General features: G+C 72.1%; 19 protein-coding genes and 2 tRNA genes. 9 read left to right on the top strand and 12 right to left on the bottom strand.

Annotated features, from left to right (window positions below; genetic code table 11):
• Nucleotides 1–49: 49 nt before the first annotated feature.
• From aroA to ACFY15_RS02645, 3 genes are all read left to right on the top strand, one after another.
• Nucleotides 50–1,402, top strand: coding sequence for a 3-phosphoshikimate 1-carboxyvinyltransferase (gene aroA / locus ACFY15_RS02635; RefSeq protein WP_390685263.1), 1,353 nt, complete (start codon nt 50–52; stop codon nt 1,400–1,402).
• 10 nt (nt 1,403–1,412) lie between these two features.
• Nucleotides 1,413–2,423 carry a ribosome small subunit-dependent GTPase A gene (rsgA, locus tag ACFY15_RS02640; protein WP_390685262.1) on the top strand — a complete coding sequence of 337 codons (1,011 nt, stop codon included), beginning with the start codon at nt 1,413–1,415 and terminating at the stop codon, nt 2,421–2,423.
• Nucleotides 2,424–2,514: 91 nt separating this feature from the next.
• The gene (locus tag ACFY15_RS02645; protein ID WP_007266432.1) at nt 2,515–2,838 is read left to right on the top strand and encodes a multidrug efflux SMR transporter; all 324 of its coding nucleotides are present in this window, start codon (nt 2,515–2,517) and stop codon (nt 2,836–2,838) included.
• On the opposite strand, the gene ACFY15_RS02650 is transcribed toward ACFY15_RS02645, so the two are convergent.
• Complete coding sequence (locus ACFY15_RS02650; RefSeq protein WP_390685261.1) at nt 2,804–3,364, bottom strand: TetR/AcrR family transcriptional regulator; 561 nt, start codon at nt 3,362–3,364, stop codon at nt 2,804–2,806. The two genes, ACFY15_RS02645 and ACFY15_RS02650, sit on opposite strands and share 35 nt — an antisense overlap.
• A gap of 151 nt (nt 3,365–3,515) precedes the next feature.
• On the opposite strand from ACFY15_RS02650, the gene hisN reads away from it, so the two are divergent.
• Both hisN and ACFY15_RS02660 read left to right on the top strand, forming a co-directional pair.
• Complete coding sequence (gene hisN / locus ACFY15_RS02655; protein ID WP_390685260.1) at nt 3,516–4,322, top strand: histidinol-phosphatase; 807 nt, start codon at nt 3,516–3,518, stop codon at nt 4,320–4,322.
• Nucleotides 4,323–4,457: 135 nt separating this feature from the next.
• Nucleotides 4,458–4,850, top strand: a complete 393-nt coding sequence (locus tag ACFY15_RS02660; protein WP_366452573.1) for a CBS domain-containing protein — start codon at nt 4,458–4,460, stop codon at nt 4,848–4,850.
• A gap of 65 nt (nt 4,851–4,915) precedes the next feature.
• Here the strand turns inward: ACFY15_RS02660 and ACFY15_RS02665 are convergent, their stop codons facing one another.
• On the bottom strand, nt 4,916–6,385 hold the full coding sequence (locus ACFY15_RS02665; protein ID WP_390824902.1) for a catalase: 1,470 nt from the start codon (nt 6,383–6,385) through the stop codon (nt 4,916–4,918).
• 128 nt (nt 6,386–6,513) lie between these two features.
• Here ACFY15_RS02665 and ACFY15_RS02670 point away from each other — a divergent pair, with 128 nt between their 5' ends.
• Nucleotides 6,514–6,930: a Fur family transcriptional regulator gene (locus ACFY15_RS02670; RefSeq protein ID WP_390685258.1), complete on the top strand. Its 417-nt coding sequence runs from the start codon at nt 6,514–6,516 to the stop codon at nt 6,928–6,930.
• 116 nt (nt 6,931–7,046) lie between these two features.
• Here the strand turns inward: ACFY15_RS02670 and ACFY15_RS02675 are convergent.
• From ACFY15_RS02675 to ACFY15_RS02690, 4 genes are all read right to left on the bottom strand, one after another.
• A tRNA-Met gene (locus ACFY15_RS02675) sits at nt 7,047–7,120 on the bottom strand.
• Nucleotides 7,121–7,189: 69 nt separating this feature from the next.
• Nucleotides 7,190–9,046 (bottom strand): tetratricopeptide repeat protein, encoded by a 1,857-nt coding sequence (locus ACFY15_RS02680; RefSeq protein WP_390685257.1) that lies wholly within the window; start codon nt 9,044–9,046, stop codon nt 7,190–7,192.
• 237 nt (nt 9,047–9,283) lie between these two features.
• Nucleotides 9,284–9,357 (bottom strand) — tRNA-Met (locus tag ACFY15_RS02685).
• Nucleotides 9,358–9,437: 80 nt separating this feature from the next.
• A complete protein-coding gene (locus ACFY15_RS02690) occupies nt 9,438–12,323 on the bottom strand; it encodes a UPF0182 family protein (RefSeq protein ID WP_390685506.1) in 2,886 nt (961 codons plus the stop codon).
• 124 nt (nt 12,324–12,447) lie between these two features.
• Between ACFY15_RS02690 and ACFY15_RS02695 the strand changes: the two genes are divergently transcribed.
• Nucleotides 12,448–13,017, top strand: a complete 570-nt coding sequence (locus ACFY15_RS02695) for a PPA1309 family protein (protein ID WP_390685256.1) — start codon at nt 12,448–12,450, stop codon at nt 13,015–13,017.
• A 50-nt stretch (nt 13,018–13,067) separates the two neighbouring features.
• Here ACFY15_RS02695 and ACFY15_RS02700 read toward each other — a convergent pair whose 3' ends face one another.
• From ACFY15_RS02700 to ACFY15_RS02715, 4 genes are all read right to left on the bottom strand, one after another.
• Nucleotides 13,068–14,156: a PDZ domain-containing protein gene (locus tag ACFY15_RS02700; protein ID WP_390824903.1), complete on the bottom strand. Its 1,089-nt coding sequence runs from the start codon at nt 14,154–14,156 to the stop codon at nt 13,068–13,070.
• Between the two features lie 130 nt (nt 14,157–14,286).
• The gene (locus ACFY15_RS02705) at nt 14,287–14,484 is read right to left on the bottom strand and encodes a hypothetical protein (RefSeq protein WP_390685254.1); all 198 of its coding nucleotides are present in this window, start codon (nt 14,482–14,484) and stop codon (nt 14,287–14,289) included.
• Between the two features lie 201 nt (nt 14,485–14,685).
• Nucleotides 14,686–15,147 (bottom strand): molybdenum cofactor biosynthesis protein MoaE, encoded by a 462-nt coding sequence (locus ACFY15_RS02710; protein WP_390824904.1) that lies wholly within the window; start codon nt 15,145–15,147, stop codon nt 14,686–14,688.
• A gap of 187 nt (nt 15,148–15,334) precedes the next feature.
• Entirely contained in the window at nt 15,335–16,501 is a 1,167-nt protein-coding gene (locus ACFY15_RS02715; protein WP_390685252.1) for an SDR family oxidoreductase, read from the bottom strand.
• A 192-nt stretch (nt 16,502–16,693) separates the two neighbouring features.
• Here ACFY15_RS02715 and ACFY15_RS02720 point away from each other — a divergent pair, with 192 nt between their 5' ends.
• Together ACFY15_RS02720 and ACFY15_RS02725 are read left to right on the top strand one after the other, a co-directional pair.
• The gene (locus ACFY15_RS02720) at nt 16,694–18,076 is read left to right on the top strand and encodes a zinc-dependent metalloprotease (RefSeq protein WP_390685251.1); all 1,383 of its coding nucleotides are present in this window, start codon (nt 16,694–16,696) and stop codon (nt 18,074–18,076) included.
• On the top strand, nt 18,073–18,615 hold the full coding sequence (locus tag ACFY15_RS02725; protein WP_390685250.1) for an NUDIX hydrolase: 543 nt from the start codon (nt 18,073–18,075) through the stop codon (nt 18,613–18,615). The genes ACFY15_RS02720 and ACFY15_RS02725 overlap by 4 nt, the downstream gene beginning before the upstream one ends.
• Nucleotides 18,616–18,680: 65 nt before the next feature.
• Here ACFY15_RS02725 and ACFY15_RS02730 read toward each other — a convergent pair whose 3' ends face one another.
• Both ACFY15_RS02730 and ACFY15_RS02735 read right to left on the bottom strand, forming a co-directional pair.
• Nucleotides 18,681–19,436, bottom strand: a complete 756-nt coding sequence (locus tag ACFY15_RS02730) for an AIM24 family protein (RefSeq protein WP_390685249.1) — start codon at nt 19,434–19,436, stop codon at nt 18,681–18,683.
• A gap of 17 nt (nt 19,437–19,453) precedes the next feature.
• Nucleotides 19,454–20,134: an AIM24 family protein gene (locus tag ACFY15_RS02735; protein WP_042810679.1), complete on the bottom strand. Its 681-nt coding sequence runs from the start codon at nt 20,132–20,134 to the stop codon at nt 19,454–19,456.
• Nucleotides 20,135–20,141: the final 7 nt, after the last annotated feature.

Below are 20,141 nucleotides of genomic sequence, written 5' to 3' on the forward strand. Positions count from 1 at the left end.
CGGGAGCGATCAAAATCCCGGGTGGCGGGGAGCCACTAAAGTGGGGGCCATGACCGAGACCCCCGCGCTCCACCCCCTCTGGCCCGCCCCGCTCGCCGAGGGTGCCGTCCACGCCACCGTCACCGTGCCGGGGTCCAAATCGGTCACCAACCGCGCCCTCGTGCTCGCCGCCCTGGCCGCCGAGCCGGGCTGGGTGCGCCGCCCGCTGCGCTCGCGCGACTCGCAGCTGATGTCGGACGCGCTGCGCGCCCTGGGCGTGGGCATCGAGGAGACGGTCTCCTCCAGCTCCGCCGGGGACGGCGCGGGCGGCGAGGCCTGGCGGGTCATCCCGGCCGCCCTGCACGGCCCGGCCACGGTCGACGTCGGCAACGCGGGCACGGTCATGCGCTTCCTGCCGCCCGTCGCCACCCTGGCCGCCGGCGCCATCCGCTTCGACGGCGACCCGCGCTCCTACGAGCGCCCCCTCGGCGAGGTCATCAACGCCCTGCGCGCCCTGGGCGCCCGGATCGACGACGACGGCCGCGGCGCGCTGCCGATGACCGTCCACGGCGGCGGCGCCCTGGAGGGCGGCACGGTCGAGATCGACGCCTCCAACTCCTCGCAGTTCGTCTCGGCGCTGCTGCTGTCGGCCCCGCGCTTCAACCAGGGCGTCGAAGTCCGGCACACGGGCGCGAACCTGCCGTCGATGCCGCACATCCGGATGACGGTGGAGATGCTGCGCGCCGCGGGCGCCCAGGTCGACACGCCCGAGGCAGGGGGCGAGAAGAACGTGTGGCGGGTCGCGCCCGGCGCGCTCCTCGGCCGCGACCTGGTCGTCGAGCCGGACCTGTCCAACGCCCAGCCCTTCCTGGCGGCGGCCCTGATCACCGGCGGTACGGTCACCATCCCGGACTGGCCGCGCCGCACCACGCAGCCCGGCGACGAGCTGCGCCGCATCTTCACGGAGATGGGCGGCTCCTGCGAGCTGACCGACGCGGGCCTGGTCTTCACCGGCGGCGGCACCATCCACGGCATCGACGTGGACCTCGGCGAGGTCGGCGAGCTGACCCCGGGCATCGCGGCGGTGGCGGCGCTGGCCGACTCCCCGTCCACCCTGCGCGGGGTGGCCCACCTGCGGCTGCACGAGACGGACCGGCTGGCCGCGCTCACCAAGGAGATCAACGGGCTCGGCGGCGACGTCACCGAGACGGCGGACGGGCTGCACATCCGTCCGCGCGCGCTGCGCGGCGGGGTCTTCCACACCTACGACGACCACCGCATGGCCACCGCGGGCGCGGTGATCGGCCTGGCCGTGAAGGGCGTGGAGGTCGAGAACGTGGCGACGACCGCGAAGACGCTGCCCGACTTCCCGGAGATGTGGGCGGACATGCTCTCGGGGGCACGAGCGGGAGCGGGAGCGTAGGGGCCCGGTCATGCGCAGGTACGGCAAGCACACCGACGAGGACGACATCCGCCAGCGCCCGAACCCCAAGGGCAACCGGGCGCGGACGAACATCCGGCCCAAGCACGAGGACGCCTCCGAGGGCTTCGTCCTCACCGTCGACCGGGGACGGCTGACCTGCCTGGTCGAGGACCGCACGGTCACCGCGATGAAGGCCCGCGAACTGGGCCGCAAGGCGGCGGTGGTCGGCGACCGGGTGTCCCTCGTCGGTGACCTGTCCGGCAGGAAGGACACCCTCGCCCGCATCGTGCGGATCGAGGAGCGCAAGTCCGTGCTGCGGCGCACCGCCGACGACGACGACCCGTACGAGCGGGTGGTCGTCGCCAACGCCGACCAGCTGGCCATCGTCACGGCCCTGGCCGACCCGGAGCCCCGGCCCCGGATGATCGACCGCTGCCTGGTGGCGGCGTACGACGCCGGGCTGGAGCCCCTGCTGGTGCTCACCAAGTCCGATCTGACCTCCCCCGACAAGATCCTGGAGGTCTACTCGACCTTCGGGCTGAACTACGTGGTGACCAACCGCGAGGAGCTGGAGACGGGCGGCGCCGCCGACCGGGTCCGCGAGCGCCTCCACGGCCGGATCACCGCCTTCGTCGGCCATTCGGGCGTGGGCAAGACGACGCTGGTGAACTCGCTGGTCGCCGAGGGCCGCCAGCGGGCCACCGGGCGCGTCAACGCGGTGACCGGCCGCGGCCGGCACACCACCACCTCGGCGCTGGCCCTGCCTCTGCCCTCCGGGGACGGCTGGGTCATCGACACCCCGGGCGTGCGCTCCTTCGGCCTGCACCACGTGGACCCCTCCCGGGTGGTGCTGGCCTTCCCGGACCTGGTGCCGGGTACCGAGGGTTGCCCGCGCGCGTGCAGCCACGACGAGCCGGACTGCGCGCTCGACCAGTGGGTGGAGGACGGCCACGCGGACCCGGCGCGGCTGTACTCGCTGCGCCGGCTGCTGGGGACGCGCGAGCACCGCGAAGGCGACTGATCGCCGGTCGGGGTTTGCACCGCGCCTTGTCTGGTAAATGCATCATCGCACCAAGTGGCGCGATGTCACCTGACGCGGGGAGGCATTCGACATGGCGTGGCTGCTGGTCGTGGTCGCGGGAATCCTGGAGACCGGTTTCGCGGTCTGCCTCAAGCTGTCCCACGGGTTCACCCGGCTGTGGCCGACGATCGCGTTCGCGTGCTTCGCGCTCGGCAGCTTCGGCCTTCTGACCCTGGCGCTCAAGAAGCTGGACGTGGGCCCGGCGTACGCGGTGTGGACGGGCATCGGGGCGGCCGGGACCGCCATCTACGGCATGGTCTTCCTCGGGGACCTGGTCTCCACCCTGAAGCTGGTCTCCATCACGCTGGTGATCCTGGGCGTCATCGGCCTCCAGCTCTCCGGCTCGGCCCACTGAGCAGCCTCATCAGCTCCTGCTCGCCAGGTTCCTCCCCGGGCGCCACCACGTAGGACAGCGCGAGCCGAACGGCGAGCTCGCAGCGGCGCGCCGGCTCCTGCGGCAGCGCGGCGGCGGCCCGGTCCCGGGCGGCGCGGGCCAGTTCGCCCGGCCCGACCGCGTGCCGGCTCCCGGGCGGGGGCGGCGCGGGCAGCGCCGGGTCCCAGGCGCCGGTCAGCAGGGCCCGTACGAGCGCCTGTGCGCCGGCGGCCCGGACGGTCCACTCGGCGACCGCCGCGAGCCGCTCGGCGGCGGTGTGCCCGGGCGGGGCGGCGGCCAGCGCCCGGTCGACCCCGTCGAGGTACCGGTCGGCGGCGCGCCGCACCAGGGCCCTCCCCAGGCCGTCCTTGCCGCCGAACTCGTTGTAGAGGGTCTGCCGCGAGACCCCGGCGGAGGTCGCGACCTCCACCATCCGCACGGCCGGCCAGGGGCGGGCGCTCAGCGCCGCTTCGGCCGCTTCCAGCAAGGACTCCCGGGCCGCCGACATCGTCGCCTCCCCCGCCGTCGCGCCGGCCGGCGGACACCGGGCCTGGCTCACCCGCCAGAGTTGACGGACCGCCAGATCCTGTCAAGGGCGCGTCCCGGCCGTACCGTGGACGGCGTTCGCCGGGCCGGTGGAGTCTCGATACTGTTCGGTCATGCCCACGTATGACGACGATCTGCGCCTCGCCCTCGAACTCGCCGACGCGGCGGACGCCGCCACCATGCAGCGGTTCCGCGCCCTGGACCTGAAGGTGGAGACGAAGCCGGACATGACTCCGGTGAGTGAGGCCGACCAGGCCGCCGAGGAGATCATCCGGGCAGGCATCCTGGCCGCCCGCCCGGCCGACGCGATCCTCGGCGAGGAGTACGGGCTCAAGGGCGAGGGGCCGCGCCGCTGGGTCGTGGACCCGATCGACGGCACGAAGAACTACGTCCGCGGCGTTCCCGTGTGGGCGACCCTGATCTCCCTCATGGAGGAGGGCGCGGACGGGGTGTTCCGCCCGGTCGTCGGCGTGGTCTCGGCCCCGGCGCTGGGCCGCCGCTGGTGGGCCTCGCAGGGCGGGGGCGCCTTCGCGGGCGGCGCGCTGGGCGAGCCCGCGGGCCCGATCGGGGTCTCGAAGGTGGCCTCCCTGGGCGACGCCTCGTTCGCCTTCTCCTCGCTGACCGGCTGGGAGGAGCTGGGCCGCCTCCCCGGGTTCCTGGAGCTGACCCGCGCCTGCTGGCGCACCCGGGGCTACGGTGACTTCTGGCCGTACATGATGGTCGCCGAGGGCTCCCTGGACCTGTGCGCCGAGCCGGAGCTGAACCTGTGGGACATGGCGGCCCTGGCGGTCGTGGTCGAGGAGGCGGGCGGCCGGTTCACGAGCATCGACGGCGCGGACGGGGTGCACGGCGGCAACGCGGCGGCCTCGAACGGCCTGCTCCACGACGAGATGCTGGGCTTCCTGCGCCCCTCCCTCTGATCCCGACGCGCGGGGGCGTGCGCTCAGCGCGCCCCCTTGATGACGCTGCGTGCTCGTGGGAATCTGGGACTCCCCCGCTTGTGCGCTTGTGAAGCGGTTCTCGAAGCGGGACACACCCAGGAGGTGGTTCTCTTCATGCTCGTCCGTGACGCCATGAGCACCGTGATCCTGACCCTCGGACCCGCCCACACCCTCCGTCAGGCAGCCTGCCTGATGTCCGGCCGGCGCGTCGGCGCGGCCGTCGTCCTCGATCCCGACCACAGCGGCATCGGCATCCTGACCGAGCGCGACATCCTCAACTCGATCGGCGCGGGCCACGATCCCGACCGGGAGCCGGTGGGCGCGCACACCACGAACAACGTCGTCTTCTGCACCCCCGAGGCCACCGTGGCGGAGGCCGCCGAGGCGATGGCCATCGGCGGATTCCGGCACCTGATCGTGCTGGAGGACGGCGGCCCGGTGGGCATCGTCTCCGTCCGGGACGTCATCCGCTCCTGGGTGCGCACGCGGCGCACCATCGCGGCGTAGAACGGCGGCGGGCCGGAACCCCGAGGGGTCCCGGCCCGCCGTCCCGCTACGGCAAGCGGTCCGTACTAGCCGCGGAGGGCCTGGACCGCGGCTTCCAGCCGCTTGCCGAAGTCGGCGTCCGCCTGGCGGAAGTTGTCGATCGCGCGCTCGGCGATGTCGTCACGGGAGACCTTGGCGATGAAGCCGGAGAGGTTCTCGATCAGGCGGGCCTTCTCGTCCTCGGAGAACAGGCGGTAGAGGTTGCCCGCCTGGACGAAGTCGTCGTCCTCTGAGTGCGAGGGGGTGGCGTGGTTGCCCGTGCCGCCGGTGACCGGGGTGGACTGCCACAGCGGGCGGTCCGTCTGGAAGGGGCCGCCGAAGCTGTTGGGCTCGTAGTTCTTCGCGCCCTTGTGGCGGCCGTCGTACAGGTAGCCGTCACGGGAGTTGGTGCGCGCCTCGGTGGCGTGCGGACGGTTCACCGGCAGGTGGTCGGCGTTGATGCCGACGCGGTAGCGGTGCGCGTCGCCGTAGGCGAAGAGGCGGCCCTGGAGCATCTTGTCCGGGGACGGACCGATGCCGGGGACGAAGTGCGCCGGGGAGAAGATGGACTGCTCGACCTCGGCGAAGATGTTCTCCGGGTTGCGGTTGAGCTCCAGCTTGCCGATCTCGATCGGCGGGTAGTCCTCGTGCGGCCACACCTTGGTGAGGTCGAACGGGTTGAAGCGGTAGTTCGCCGCGTCGGCGTCCGGCATGATCTGGACCTGCACGGTCCAGGTCGGGAACTCGCCGCGCTCGATGGACTCGCGCAGGTCGCGCTGGTGGGAGTCCGGGTCCTCGCCGGCGAGCCGGTTGGCCTCGGCCTGGGTGAGGTTCTTGATGCCCTGGTCGGTCTTGAAGTGGTACTTGACCCAGAAGATTTCGCCGGCCTCGTTGTTCCACTGGAACGCGTGCGAGCCGTAGCCGTTCATGTGGCGGTAGGACGCCGGGATGCCGCGGTCGCCGAACAGCCAGGTCACCTGGTGTGTGGACTCGGGCGACAGGCCCCAGAAGTCCCAGACGTTGTCCGCCTCCTGCGAGCCCGTGTACGGGTCGCGCTTCTGGGTGTGGATGAAGTCGGGGAACTTGATGGCGTCGCGTATGAAGAACACCGGCGTGTTGTTGCCGACGAGGTCGTAGTTGCCCTCTTCGGTGTAGAACTTCAGCGCCCAGCCGCGCGGGTCGCGGCGGGCGTCGGCGCCGCCGAGGCTGTCCGCGACGGTGGAGAAGCGCAGGAAGGTCTCGGTCTGCTTGCCGACCTCGGAGAGGAACTTCGCGCGGGTGTACCGCGTGACGTCCGCGGTCACGGTGAAGGTGCCGTAGGCGCCGGCGCCGCGGGCGTGCACCACGCGCTCCGGGATGCGCTCGCGGTTGAAGTGGGCGAGCTTCTCCAGGAGGAGCTGGTCCTGGACGAGGACCGGCCCGCCGACCCCAGCGGTCTCGCTGTTCTGGTTGTCGGCGACCGGTGCCCCGGCCTCCGTGGTGAGCGGTCCCTGCGTCACGTGCGCCTCCTGCGTCATTCCTGCAAGTCCTGTCCTTGGCGTTTGCCGTATCCGATCCTACGATGGACTTTGTCTAAGTCAAGTAAGCATCCAAGTCCATATCGGTTCGGGATCTGCACCGAATCCCCACTGTTAGGCTGGCGTGTATGAGTGACCTGCTGGAACGACTTCGCGGACGCGGCTGGCGCATGACGGCCCAGCGGCGTGTCGTGGCCGAAGTACTCGACGGTGACCACGTTCACCTGACGGCAGACGAAGTGCACGCACGCGCTGTGATCAAACTGCCCGAGATTTCTCGAGCGACGGTGTACAACACCTTGGGCGAGCTGGTCTCGCTCGGCGAGGTGCTGGAAGTCTCGACGGACCGCCGGGCCAAGCGGTACGACCCGAACGCGCATCGCCCGCACCACCACCTGGTCTGCGCCCAGTGCGGCGCCATACGGGACGTGCACCCGTCGGGCGATCCGCTGGCCGACCTGCCCGCCGGCGAACGCTTCGGCTTCACGGTCTCCGCGGTCGAGGTGACCTACCGCGGGCTGTGCCCGAACTGCGCGGCCGGCTGATCCGGAAGACGGCGAAGGGCCGGGGACCCCGTCCCCGGCCCTTCCTCTGTGCCCACGTTCACGGTCAGAAACGACTCGAGGCCCGGATCCATGGGATCCGGGCCTCGGGCCTTCAGTAGCGGGGACAGGATTTGAACCTGCGACCTCTGGGTTATGAGCCCAGCGAGCTACCGAGCTGCTCCACCCCGCGTCGGTAAACAAGACTTTACGGGAGTCCACCCGGCAGATGCAAATCAGTGAACCGCCGCCCCGCCCGGCCTCAGACGGAGAGCTCCTCCGCGAGCGCGTCGCGCAGCCGCGCCGCCCGCTCGGCGACCTCCGCCGGACCGAGCTCCATGGCCCGCACGCACCACTTCTGCCCCTCCGCGAGGTCCCCGTGCCGGGCCGCGAGCAGCCCGAGCCGCAGGGCGGCCCGGCCGTGCCCGGCGACCGCCGCCCGGGTCCACCACAGGGCCGCCTCCGGCTCGTTCCCCTCGCGGGCGAGCAGCAGCCCGAGGTTGAAGGCGCCGTTGCGGGAGCCGGCCTCGGCCGCCTCCCGGTACCAGCGGGCGGCCACGGCCAGGTCGCCCCGGGCCGCGGCCAGCATCCCGACCCGCACCTGGGCCCGGCGGTGACCCTGCTCGGCGGCGCGCTCGTACCAGTCCTCGCTCTCGCTGCGCGCGCTGCCGCCCACGGGCTCGCCCAGCGCCACCGGCTCCGGCGGCGGGGCCAGCGACTCCAGCAGGGAGGCCAGCCGGAAGGCCGCCTCCGCGCTGCCGCCGCTCGCCGCGCAGCGCAGGTGCCGCTCGGCGGCGCGCTCCTCGCCGTCGCGCACCAGGGCGATCCCGACCTGGAGGGCGGCGTCGGTGTGCCCGGCCGCGGCTGCGCGCTCGTACCACTTCAGGGCGGAGCGGTCCTCGTCGCGGCTGGCGAAGAGGATCCCGAGGTTGAAGGCGGCGTCCACGCTGCCGGCCTCCGCCGCCTTCGAGAACCAGGGCTCGGCGCCCGCCGCGTCCCCGGCCTGGAGCAGCATGATCGCCAGTGCGTTGGCGGCCTCGCGGTGCCCCGCGTAGGCGGCACGGCGGTACCACTGCTCGGCCTGGGCGGTCCGCTCCTGGGCGGCGCACAGCAGGGCGAGGTTGTAGGCGCCGTTGTGGTCGCCGGCGTCCATCGCGACCCGGTACCACTTCTCGGCCGTCTCGGTCTCGCCGCGCGCGGCGTGCAGCGCGCCGAGGGCGTTCGCCGCGTTCCCGTCGCCGTCCTGGGCCGCGCGGTGCCACCAGGCGGCCGCGCTCTCCTCGTCCCCGGCATCGCGCAGCAGGAAGCCGAGCGCGCAGGCCGCACGGGCCTCGCCCTGCTTGGCCGAGCTCAGGTACCAGCGGCCGGCCTCCTTCAGCTCGCCGCGCGCCTCCAGGAGGGCGCCCAGGTGCAGCCCGGCGCGCCGGTGGCCGCGGGCCGCGGCCTGCCGGTACCACTGCTCGGCCTCGGCGGGGTCGCCCTTGCGCAGGTGCCGGGCCAGCCGGTAGGCGGCCTCGCGGTGGCCCTGTTCGGCGGCGGCCCGGAACCAGCGCTCGACGCCCTTGTCCCCGCGGTGCTCCAGCAGGTCGGCCAGGCCGTAGGCGCCCAGGGCGTGGCCGGACTCGGCCGCCTGGCGCAGCCAGTACTCGGCGGCGGGCTCGTCCCCGCGCTCGCGGTAGTGGCGGCCCAGGGCGTGCGCGGCGGGGGCGGAGCCGGCGACGGCGGCGACCCGCCACCAGCCGGCGGCCTCGTCGGGGTAGCCGCGCTGGAGGAGGAGGACGCCGAGGTTGTTGGCGGCGGCGCGGTCCCCCGCGCCGGTCGCGCCGCGCAGGTAGGGCTCGGCCCCGGCCAGGTCGCCGCGGCGCAGCAGCAGGGCGCCGAGCACGCTCATGGCACCGGGGTCGCCCTTGTCGGCGGCCACCCGGTGGCGCGCCTCCAGTTCGGCGTCGGTGGCCCCCTCGGCGTCGCCGAAAGCCTCTTCCGCGAAATCCGCATCGGTCAGTGCGGTCTGCGCGTTGACAGCGGGAGCCGCCTTACCGGCCTCCGTGCCCGACCCGGCCTCCGCCCTCACAAACCGCCCTGTCTCCAGCAGAGTTGACCTGTCCCCCATAAATCCCATCGTCGCATCACCTGCTACCCGCGTACACCTGGTATGTCGCAGCCAGTGAGGTCACTACAGCGTTTTGTCGACATGCCCACAGAGAGACAAGTCAAACACGCTCACGCCCCAACTCACCCGCCCCGGTGACCCCATGTCGCCCAGCAGCCTGCCACCGGCCTCCGGGCCGGTCCCTCCGCACCGCTTCCGGGCATGACGAAGGCCCGGATCCCATGGGATCCGGGCCTTCGTCTTCAGTAGCGGGGACAGGATTTGAACCTGCGACCTCTGGGTTATGAGCCCAGCGAGCTACCGAGCTGCTCCACCCCGCGTCGGTGAAACCACAGTATCACGACGCGGGACGGAGCCATGACCGCCCGTCCAGCCGACCAGACACAGCCGGCAGGGCCGCCTAGCCCGCCGGCTTGGGGGCCGTCAGCTTCGCCTCGGCGTCGATCGCCCGCTTCAGCGCCGCCTGGAGGTCGCTCTGCGCCTTGCCGTAGGCGGTCCAGTCGCCGGCCTTCATGGCCTTGTCGGCCTCCTCGACCGCCTTCTGGGCGTCGGAGAGGGCCGCCTTGACCGTCGGGTCCTGCGCGGCCGGCGGGTTCCCCGTGCCCTCGCCCGGCTTGGCCGGCGGGTTCTCCGGGGGTACCGGCGTGGTCGGGGCCTCGGCTCCGAACACCACGTTCAGCGCCTTCTCCAGGGTGTCCTCGAAGGCCGTCTGGCCGCCGTAGGTCACGAGCACCTTGCGCAGCAGCGGGTACTTCAGACCGGAGCTGCGAACGTAGACCGGCTCCACGTAGAGCATCCCGCCGTCCATCGGCACTGCGAGCAGGTTGCCGTACTCGATCTCCGAGTCACCGCCGCGCAGCAGCCGGATCGACTCGGCGATCTTCGGCTCCGACTGGAACTTGCTCTGCACCTGGCCCGGGCCGTCCGGCGGCTTGCTGGTCGGCATCTTCAGGATCCGGATCTTGCCGTAGTCCGGGGTGCCCGGATCGGCGTTCACCGCCATGAAGGCGCTCAGGTTGGGCCGCTCGTTCGGCGTGAAGGTGGTGGTGAGCGAGAAGACCTGGTCCTTCTCCGTCTGGCCCGGCATCTTCATCGACAGGTAGTACGGCGGAACCGCCGTACCGGCCTTGGTCGTCGGGTCGTCCGGGACGGCCCACGCCTCGCTGCCGCTGAGGAAGGTCTGCGGGTCGGTGACGTGGTAGCGGGTCAGGAGCTCGCGCTGGACCTTGAACAGGTCCTGCGGGTAGCGCATGTGGTCCATGAGCGGCTTGGAGATCTCGCTCTTGGGCTTCACCGTGCCGGGGAAGGCCTTCATCCAGGTCTTCAGGACCGGGTCCTGGGTGTCCCACTGGTAGAGGTCCACCGTGCCGTCGTAGGCGTCGACGGTGGCCTTCACCGAGTTGCGGATGTAGTTGACCCGGTTCTCCTGGGCCACCACCGCGCGCTGGCTGTTGGTCAGCGAGTCCGCGGTGCTCTGGCCGAGCGTGGTGCGCGAGGCGTACGGGTAGCCGTTCGTCGTCGTGTAGGCGTCGACGATCCACTTGATCCGGCCGTCGACGACGGCCGGGTACGGGGCGCCGTCGATGGTGAGCCAGGGCGCGACGGCCTCGACGCGGTCCTTGGGCGTGCGGTTGTAGAGGATCCGCGAACCGTCGCCGATGGCTCCCGAGTACAGGATCTGCGGCTCGCTGAAGGCGAGCGCGTACGCGGCGCGGTTGACCGGGTTGTCCAGGTTGACGCCGGAGCCGCCCTTGTAGCTCGTCTCCTTCTCGCCCTTGTCGTCCGAGTAGTCGAGCTCCTTCTGCGGTCCGCCGACGATCGAGTACTGCTTCGTCTGCTCGCCGTAGTAGATGCGCTGCTCGAAGTCCGTGCCGAACATGCCCTTGGAGGGCAGGTCGGACTGCGTGAAGTCGGGGGCGCCGTCCTTGACGGTCGTGCCCTTGGCGGCGACCACGCCGTAGCCGTGCGTGTACTTGAAGTGGTCGTTGATCCAGTTGTTCTTCGGGATGCCGCCGATGTTCAGCTCACGCAGCCCGATCACCGTGTCCTGGCCGTTGTACCGGTCGACCGCCAGCGTGGACGGGAAGCCGTAGTAGCCCTTGACCTGCTGGAGCTGCTGGAAGGCCGGCGAGACGATGTTCGGGTCGAGCAGGCGCAGGCTCGCGGTGGTGTCGGCCACCGGCCGCAGCCTGGTCCGGTCGTCCGTCTTCGGGACGCCCGGGTAGTCCTTGACCTCGGCTCCGTCGATCCCGTAGGCGTCGCGCGTGGCCTTGATGTTCTTCTCGACGTACGGGGATTCCTTGGCCTGCTCGTTCGGCTGGACCTGGAACTTCTGCACGATCGCCGGGTACAGCCCGCCGATCAGGATCGCCGAGAGGACCATCAGGCCGAAGCCGATGACCGGCAGCTGCCAGGTGCGCCGCCACAGGGTGGCGAAGAACAGCACCGCGCAGATCGCCGCGATGGCGACGAGGATCGTCTTGGCCGGCAGGTAGGCGTTGGCGTCGACGTAGCGCAGGCCGGTCCAGTTGTCGGAGGCCTTGAAGTCGCTGGACTTCACGGCGAGGCCGTACCGGTCGAGCCAGTACGCGATCGCCTTGAAGGTGACGAACAGCCCGAGGAGCACCGACAGGTGGCCGGTCGCCGCGGCGGTGGCCCGGGCGCCCGGGCTGGTCACGCGCAGTCCGCCGTACAGGTAGTGGACGACGACCGCCGCCAGCACCGACAGCACGACCGCGGCGAAGCCGAAGCCGAGCAGGAAGCGGTACCAGGGCAGGTCGAAGGTGTAGAAGGACACGTCGAGGTGGAACTGGGGGTCCTTCTTCCCGAAGGGCACCCCGTTCACGTACATCAGCCAGGTCTTCCACTGGCCGGCCGCCGACGCCCCCGCGATCAGCCCGACGACCGCGGCGATGCCCAGGAGCAGCCACTTCCTGTACGGGGCGACGCTCATCCGGTAGCGGTCGAGGCTCTGCTGCTCCATCGACATCGCGCTGAGCGGCGGCCGCAGCCGGTAGGCCAGCCAGACGTTCAGCCCGACGGCGCCCGCCATCAGCAGGCCGAAGACGGCGAAGAGGCCGACCTTGGTCCACAGGGTGGTGGTGAAGACCGAGGAGTACCTGACGGAGCGGAACCAGAGCCAGTCCGTCCAGAACCCGGCGAACATGATGAACGCCATGGCCAGGACGGCCAGGACGCCCAGGGTCAGCAGAAGGGTCCGGGCGCGCCGGGAGGGGCGGCCGACTCTCATCCGTGGCCCGGAGGGGCCTCCGCCGCGGTCCGGCATCTGGAAAGCCAAGGTGCGCACCTCGAAAGTCGCTGTGTGGTCGTGGGCCCACGATCGTAGGTCCCACTCCTGCAACTTACTGAGGCTTTAGTCAGTTCCCGGTATCGGGGAGAAAGGAGGCAGGATGTTTCCCATGTCCAACCTTTCGCCCTCCCCCGGCACCCCCATGGCGGCCAGCCCGCTTACCCGCGCCGTCCTCGAGATCGACGAGTACGCCTCCACCCTCGGCTGGGACAAGCCCGCCCGCCTCTTCGCCCTGGTCGACACGGCCCGCCTGCGCCGCCAGGAGCCCGGCCTCGCCCATCAGCTCGGCCTCGACACCGACGACGCCGGCAAGGCCCAGCTCACCCCGATCGAGCAGGACGAGGTGCCGGCCGGGACCCCGCTGGACAAGTTCCTGGGGACCGTCGCCTGGCCCGACGCGGTCGTCGGGTGCGCCCTGACCGTGGAGCGGCTGATGCTGCCGCCGTCCGCCGAGGCCTCCGTACCGGAGGGGCTGAACGACAAGCAGCTGACCAAGTGGGTCGCCGGCCACCCCGAGCGGCAGGAGGTGCGCCTGACCGTCGGCGTCCTGCGCAACGGCTCGCGGGAGTCGGCCGTACGGCTGCGGGACAAGGACTCCTCCAGCGAGGTGCTGACCGGCGCGGGCCTGGTGCCGGGCCTGGCCGACGCGCTGGCGGCCACCTTCGCCTGAGGCCCCGCAGAGGCGGGGCCGGGGACGCGGCCGCAGCCACAGCCGCCGGATCAGGACGTCGTGCACCGCGGCAGTCCGGCCGCGTCCCCCTTGCCGATCTTCTGCACGGCCTTGGTGGCGTCGTCGATGGTGGAGACCTTCACCAGGGTGAGGCCGTCGGGGACCTGCGCGGCGGCCGCGGCGCAGTTCTCGGCCGGGGTCAGAAAGTACTCGGCCCCGGCCTGGCGGGCGCCGATGGTCTTCATCTGGATGCCGCCGATCGGTCCGACCTTGCCCGTGTCGTCGATGGTGCCGGTGCCGGCGATGAACTTCCCGCCGGTCAGGTCCTCGGGGGTGAGCTTGTCGACGATGCCCAGGGCGAACATCAGGCCGGCGCTGGGGCCGCCGACGTCGGCGAGCTTGATGTCGATCGGGAAGGGGAAGGTGTGGTCGGTCCCGGCCCGGATGCCGACGACGGCGTGGCCGTCGTCCGGCGCCTTGCCCGCGGTGATGGTCACCTTGGTGGTGGCGGTGGGCTCGCGGCCCGCCTTCTCGGCCTCCGCCGCCGCGGCGGCGGGCACGATGGTGAACTCGACGGGCTCGCCCGGCTTGTGCCGGGTGACGAGCTTGGCGACGTCGCCGGGCTGGGTGACGGGGCCGCCGTCGACCTCCTTGATCACGTCGCCCGCGTGCAGCCTGCCCTCGGCGGGGCTGCCCTTGACGACGGTGGAGACCACGACGCGGGCGCTGACCGGGATGCCGAGCTGCTTGAGGGCGGCCACCTTGGCGCTCTCCTGCGACTGGCTGAACTCCTCGGCGTTCTCCTGCGTGGACTCCTTGTCCGTCTTGCCGTCCGGGTAGAGGTTCTCGTGCGGGACGACGATGTTGTCGCCCGCGAGCCAGCCGTAGACCGCTTCGAGCAGGTTCATGTCGTAGTCGGCGCCGGTGACGCGGACCGTGGTCATGTTGAGGTGCCCGGTGGTCGGGTACGTCTTGTGCCCGGAGATGTTCAGGACCGGCTCCCCGTGCGACTCGCCCAGCGTGTTCACGGTCGGGCCGGGGCTCATCTCGGAGTACGGGACCTTGAGGAACACCCCTGCGCAGAGCAACGCGAACAGCACGAGGGTGGAGGCGAGCATCGTCGCGGGACGGCGTGGCATGGATCGACAGTACGGGACGGTTTCCGCGCGCGACCCGTGGGGCCGGTCCGTACGGGGCCCGCGGACGGAACTCTCAGGCGATTCTCAGCGGGGCCCCGCCCGGCCCGCCGGACGTGGACTCCGGGACGCGTCAGACGGCGTCGGAACCGGAGTGCGCCTTCTCCCTCTGCCTCGCCCCGTCGGCCCGGTCCATGGCCTCGCGGAACCTCGCGTAGCCGGCGAGCTCGGATATGTCCCCCTGGGTGCGGTCGCGTGCCGCCCAGCTGCCCCATATCGCCGCCCCGATCGCGGCGAACAGCGGAATCAGCAACCACGCCAGTGACGCCATGGACGTGCCTCCCTGCCCAGAAAGTACGTGTCGTCGGTGCTTTCAACGCTCGTGCCCGCGGGGGGGTTACGCAAATCGAGGGCGTGTTGCGCGGCCGAACGGGTGTGAGGCTACTCCCGCCCGGCGGTGCCTCCGCGACCGGGGGCCCGCGGTGTGCTCACGGGGCGGCCCGCGGCGCGGGCCCGGGGGCGGCAGGCACGGTCAGCAGGCGCCGACCCACTCCTCCGTGCCATCCGAGAAGGTCTGGTGCTTCCAGATCGGCACCTCGTGCTTGAGGTCGTCGATCAGCATCCGGCAGGCCTCGAAGGCCTCGCCGCGGTGCGGGCAGGAGACGGCGACGACCACGGCCAGGTCACCGACGGACAGGTCGCCGATGCGGTGGACGGCCGCCAGGGCGCGGACCGGGTACTTCTCCACGACGCGTTCGGCGACGCGGCGCATCTCCGCCTCCGCCGTGGGGTGGCAGGAGTAGCCGAGGGACTCGACGTCCGCGCCGCCGTCGTGGTTGCGCACCGTGCCGACGAAGAGGGTCGTGCCTCCCGTCGCGTCGTCGCCGACGGCCTGGAAGACCTCGTCGATCGAGAGCGGGGTCTCGCGGATCTCGAGCAGCCGGATCGGGTCCTGGGCGGCCTGCTCGCCGGGGTGGTCGAAGTGCGGTGCCATGCCGTCCATCGTGCCCTAGCGGCTGACGTGGCGGAATAGCCGTTTCGACCGTGCCGTGACCGGCCGGTTGGGAGTCTCCTACAGGAGGCCGCGGGGGCGGGGGGCGCGGGGCCCGGCTACGGGGCGCGTGCTCCGGCCGGGCCCGGACCCCTGGGGTCCGGGCCTGCGGCGGGGTGCGCGTCCCGGGTCAGAGGCCGCGGCGCCTGCGGGCCCGGCGGACGGCGGCCGCGGCGCCCAGCAGGGCCACCGTCGCGCCCGCGGCACCGGCGGCCGTGGCGGCGTCCTTGCGGCCCAGGCGGCGGCCCGCGACGGTGTGCCGGCCCGACACCTCCCGGAGCAGCTCGGCCAGCACCTCCTCGTTGGTCCAGCGGGGCCGCCAGCCGGCCGCGTGCAGCCCGCTGACGCTGACCACCCAGGGGTGCATGGTGTACGCGAGGTCCCCGGCCGGGGACGGGGTCAGGCCGATCCGGTGCAGCCGGGCCGCGGCGCCCAGCGCGACGGCCGAGGGCAGCTCCATGCGGCGGATGCCGCTGAGCTCCTCGACCTCCTCCTGCTCCAGCCAGCCCTCGCAGCCGACGGCCAGCTCCCCCTCCACCTTCTCCAGGGCTGCGTACTCCAGGGCGCTGACCAGGTCCTCGACGTGGCAGAACTGCCAGGTGGGCCGGGAGCCCGCGACGACGAGCAGGCGGGGGGACTCGAAGTACCGGGTCAGCGCGGTGTCCGTGCCGCCGACGAGCACGGCCGGACGGAGCACCGTCACGTTGAGGCCGGGGTGGGCGCGGGGGGCGCGGCGGCCCAGGCGCTCGATCTCCAGCAGGTCGCCGACGCCGGTCGCCTCGGCGGTGGCCCGCAGCTCGGAGTCCTCCGAGAGCGGGATGTCGTTGTCGGGCAGGGCCCCGTAGACCATCGCGGAGGTGCACAGGACGACCCGGTGCACCCCGGCCGCCGCGGCTGCGGTCAGCACGGTCTGGGTCCCGCGTACGTTGTACGCCGTACGGGCCGCGGGGTCGGTCTCCAGGTCGAGGTCGAGCGCGAGGTGCACGACCACGTCCGCGCCGCGCAGCCGGTCGGCGATCGCGGGGTCGCGGACGTCCAGGACGTGCCACTGGGCCTCGGCGCAGTCGCCGCGCCGCTCGTCGATGGCGATGACCTGCTTGACCTCGTCGGACTCGGCGAGCCGGGCCACGAGGGCGGCGCCGACGCCGGAGGCGGCCCCGGTGACCGCGATCACGGGGCTGCGTCGGCGGGGGCCGGCCTCGTTTCGCGACTGGCGAACGCCGGGGGCGCTGCCGCCGTGCTCAGGGCGGTTTTCGGCGTCGTGCGGCGCGCGAGCCTGCGGATCTGGGGAACTCACCGGGCGTCTCCAGCGGTTGTCTTCAGTGGGGGCGCGCCGTGACGCGTACCCACCAGGTGATGTCCATCCTGCCGCAGCCCAGGAGTCGGCGGAGCACCGAGCCCGGAAGCGGGAGTGGTGTCTAGGCTGGGTGGTGTTGTCGGACCATTGCCCGTCGGCGTCCGCCGGCGGCCCTACGAGCCGAGGAAACCCGTGAGCGACACCCCATTCGGATTCGGCCTTCCGCCGGAGGAGCCGGAGGACGGCGACAAGGGCAAGAAGGGGGGCCAGGGCGGCCCCGCGAATCCGTTCGGGTTCGGCCCCGGCGGCCTTCCCGGCGGAGCGGACAACCCGTTCGCCGCGATGTTCGGTTCGATGAACCCCAATGACCTGGGCGCCGCCTTCCAGCAGCTCGGCCAGATGCTGAGCTACGAGGGCGGTCCCGTCAACTGGGACATGGCCAGGGACATCGCCCGCCAGACCGTCGCGCAGGGCACGGCGGACGGCGTCAAGGACGCCAGCGTCGGTATCGCGGAGAAGTCGGCGGTCGAGGAGGCGGTGCGCCTCGCCGACCTGTGGCTGGACGGTGTGACCTCCCTGCCGTCGGGCGCCAACGCGGCCGTCGCCTGGAGCCGCGCCGAGTGGGTCGAGGCGACCCTCCCGGTGTGGAAGGAGCTGGTGGACCCGGTCGCCGAGCGCGTCGGCGCGGCCATGGGCAGCGTGCTGCCCGAGGAGATGCAGGCCATGGCGGGCCCGCTGCTCGGCATGATGCGCTCCATGGGCGGGGCCATGTTCGGCCAGCAGATCGGCCAGGCCGTGGGCGTGCTCGCGGGCGAGGTCGTCGGCTCCACCGACATCGGCCTGCCGCTGGGCCCGGCCGGGCGGGCGGCGCTGCTGCCGCTGAACATCGAGAGCTTCGGCAAGGACCTGGGCGTCCCCTCGGACGAGGTACGGCTCTACCTGGCCCTGCGCGAGGCGGCGCACGCCCGCCTCTTCGCGCACGTGCCGTGGCTGCGCTCGCACCTGTTCGGCGCGGTCGAGGGCTACGCGCGCGGCATCAAGGTGGACACCTCGAAGCTGGAGGACGTGGTCGGCCAGCTCGACCCGTCCAACCCGGAGCAGCTCCAGGAGGCCCTCCAGGGCGGTTTGTTCCAGCCGCAGGACACCCCGGAGCAGAAGGCCGCGCTGGCCCGGCTGGAGACGGCGCTCGCGCTGGTCGAGGGCTGGGTGGACGCCGTGGTCCACGAGGCGGCCAAGCCCCGGCTGACCTCGGCCGACGCCATGCGCGAGACGATGCGCCGCCGGCGCGCCTCGGGCGGTCCGGCGGAGCAGACCTTCGCGACGCTGATCGGGCTGGAGCTGCGGCCGCGCCGGCTGCGCGACGCCTCGCGCCTGTGGGCCTCGCTCACGGACGCGCGCGGGGTGGACGGCCGCGACGGTCTGTGGGAGCACCCGGACATGCTGCCGACGGCCTCCGACCTGGACGACCCGGACGGGTTCGTGCACCGCGAGCAGCTGGACTTCTCGGAGATCGACAAGATGCTCGGCGAGGCCGCCGAGAAGCGCGACCAGGGCGAAGGTGACGAGACGAAGTGAGCCTTCACGAGGATGCCGTCCTGGTCCTGAAGTCCTACGAGGGCCAGGACGGGCAGCAGCGCGCGCTGCGCGACGTCTACCTGGAGCACTTGGCGGAGCACCCGGACGGTGTCTACAAGCCCTGCGGGGCGGGGCACGTCACGGGCAGCGCGCTGGTGATCGACCCGGAGGGCGGCCGGGTCCTGCTGACCCTGCACAAGAAGCTCGGCCTGTGGCTGCAGATGGGCGGGCACTGCGAGCCCGGTGACGCCACGCTCGCCGAGGCGGCGATGCGCGAGGCGGTCGAGGAGTCGGGGATCGCCTCCGGGCTGACGCTGCTGGAGGGCGGGCCCGTACGGCTGGACCGGCACCCGATCCCGGCGCCGTGCAACTGGCACCTGGACGTGCAGTACGCCGCGCTGGCCCCGGCCGGCGCGGTGGCGGAGATCAGCGAGGAGTCGCTGGACCTGCGCTGGTTCCCGTGCGAGGAGGTCGCCGCGGTGGCCGACGCCTCGGTGGTGGAGCTGCTGGAGGCGACCCGGGCCCGACTGGGCGCCTGAGGACGCGGCGAAGGGGCGGACCCCCTGGGAGTCCGCCCCTTCGCCGTGCCGGTGCGGCCGCCGGGTCAGTTCCAGACGTTGTTCTGGTTCTGGGCGTGGGCGCCGTGCTGGCCCATGCCGAACTGGGCGGCGACGCCCTGGCCGAGCTGGGCGTTCTGCGGGGGCAGCACCTCGCTGGGCTGCACCAGGGCGAAGCCGGTGCCGAGGAAGCTGAGCTCCCAGCCCTCGCCGGTGTTGCCGCGGCGCCGCCAGACGCCGGAGGAGTGCGTCTGGGCCTGCATCTGCACGCGCAGGGAGGTGGACCAGGCCACGATCGCGTCGGCGTCGGCGTTGACGTACTTGTCCGGGGTGACCTGCATCATCAGCGGCTGTCCGGAGGTCATCAGGGCGACCTTGCCGCGGCCGGTGATGTTGAGCTGGTACTTGCCGGAGCCGGAGATCCCGTACTGGCTGTCCACCGCGATGACCTCGGTGTGCAGGGTGGAGTCCATGGCGAGGACGTAGCTGCTGTCGACGGTGAGGCCGTCGTGGTCGACGTCGAGGACGTGGACGTGCTGGGCGAGGTTGGCGAAGTAGACCGTGCCCTGCCCGGAGCAGCGCATCAGGTCGAGGCCCTCGCCGGTGCGCAAGCGGGCGCCGCGCTGGTTGCTGCTCTGGTACTCGCCGTCGAAGTCGACGATGCCCTGGTAGGCGACCATCGAGCCCTTGCGGGCGAGGACGTCGTCGGAGCCGGCCAGGGTGACCCGCAGCAGCTGCGGGTTCTGGACGGCGTACCGCTCCTGGGACTGCTGCTCGGCGTGGCCGAAAAGTGAGCTCTGCATGGTGTGTCCGCTCCCCCTCAGCCCCGGGTCCGGAGCCGGTCGGTGCTGTCCTCGCTGGGCTGTACGACGACGATGCCCTGGCCGGAGAAGGCCATCTGGTAGGCCTCTCCGCTGCCCCGGCCGATCAGTGACGAGGCCTTGAAGCTGCTCTTGCCCTTGACCTTGAGGTTCGGGGACCAGGCGACGAGCGCGTCGGGGTCGACGAACGTCTCGTCCTCCCCGCGGCCGCAGTCGACCACGATCGGGGTGCCGCGCGAGGTGATCGCGACCCAGCCGGTACCGGAGATCTGGACGTTGAACAGGCCCTGGCCGGCGAACTTGGCCATGCCCTTGACCCGCTCGACGCCCCACTGGAGATGGGCGTCGAAGGCGAGCAGGTTGGTGCCGTTGACGGAGAGGGCGTCGTTGTTGAGGTTGATGCAGACGACGTTCGCGCCGTAGTCGGCGAGGTAGAGCAGGCCGTCGCCGGTGCACTTCATCAGCGGGGCGCCCTCGCCGGTGAGCCACTGCGAGGCCATCTGGCGCAGGGCCGGCGGGTTGGGCTCGTACTGGACGAAGCCCTCGTAGGCGACCATCGAGCCGGTGCGCGCGAAGAGGTCCTGGCCGCTCTGCATGGCGACCTTGAGCATGGCCGAACCGTGGTTCTCCATGCGGGCCGTGACGGGGGTCGGGGCGTAGCCCGCGAGCTGCTGGTTCATGGGGTTC

The sequence above is a fragment of the Streptomyces sp. NPDC001373 genome (assembly GCF_042895815.1).
GTDB lineage: Bacteria > Actinomycetota > Actinomycetes > Streptomycetales > Streptomycetaceae > Streptomyces.

Bases quoted from the DNA above. Each gene is read 5' to 3' on its own strand.
- aroA (WP_390685263.1), top strand. From the start codon at position 50: ATGACCGAGACCCCCGCGCTCCACCCCCTCTGGCCCGCCCCGCTCGCC.
- rsgA (WP_390685262.1), top strand. From the start codon at position 1,413: ATGCGCAGGTACGGCAAGCACACCGACGAGGACGACATCCGCCAGCGC.
- ACFY15_RS02645 (WP_007266432.1), top strand. From the start codon at position 2,515: ATGGCGTGGCTGCTGGTCGTGGTCGCGGGAATCCTGGAGACCGGTTTC.
- ACFY15_RS02650 (WP_390685261.1), bottom strand. From the start codon at position 3,364: ATGTCGGCGGCCCGGGAGTCCTTGCTGGAAGCGGCCGAAGCGGCGCTG.
- hisN (WP_390685260.1), top strand. From the start codon at position 3,516: ATGCCCACGTATGACGACGATCTGCGCCTCGCCCTCGAACTCGCCGAC.
- ACFY15_RS02660 (WP_366452573.1), top strand. From the start codon at position 4,458: ATGCTCGTCCGTGACGCCATGAGCACCGTGATCCTGACCCTCGGACCC.
- ACFY15_RS02665 (WP_390824902.1), bottom strand. From the start codon at position 6,385: ATGACGCAGGAGGCGCACGTGACGCAGGGACCGCTCACCACGGAGGCC.
- ACFY15_RS02670 (WP_390685258.1), top strand. From the start codon at position 6,514: ATGAGTGACCTGCTGGAACGACTTCGCGGACGCGGCTGGCGCATGACG.
- ACFY15_RS02680 (WP_390685257.1), bottom strand. From the start codon at position 9,046: ATGGGATTTATGGGGGACAGGTCAACTCTGCTGGAGACAGGGCGGTTT.
- ACFY15_RS02690 (WP_390685506.1), bottom strand. From the start codon at position 12,323: ATGCCGGACCGCGGCGGAGGCCCCTCCGGGCCACGGATGAGAGTCGGC.
- ACFY15_RS02695 (WP_390685256.1), top strand. From the start codon at position 12,448: ATGTTTCCCATGTCCAACCTTTCGCCCTCCCCCGGCACCCCCATGGCG.
- ACFY15_RS02700 (WP_390824903.1), bottom strand. From the start codon at position 14,156: ATGCCACGCCGTCCCGCGACGATGCTCGCCTCCACCCTCGTGCTGTTC.
- ACFY15_RS02705 (WP_390685254.1), bottom strand. From the start codon at position 14,484: ATGGCGTCACTGGCGTGGTTGCTGATTCCGCTGTTCGCCGCGATCGGG.
- ACFY15_RS02710 (WP_390824904.1), bottom strand. From the start codon at position 15,147: ATGGCACCGCACTTCGACCACCCCGGCGAGCAGGCCGCCCAGGACCCG.
- ACFY15_RS02730 (WP_390685249.1), bottom strand. From the start codon at position 19,436: ATGCAGAGCTCACTTTTCGGCCACGCCGAGCAGCAGTCCCAGGAGCGG.
- ACFY15_RS02735 (WP_042810679.1), bottom strand. From the start codon at position 20,134: ATGAACCAGCAGCTCGCGGGCTACGCCCCGACCCCCGTCACGGCCCGC.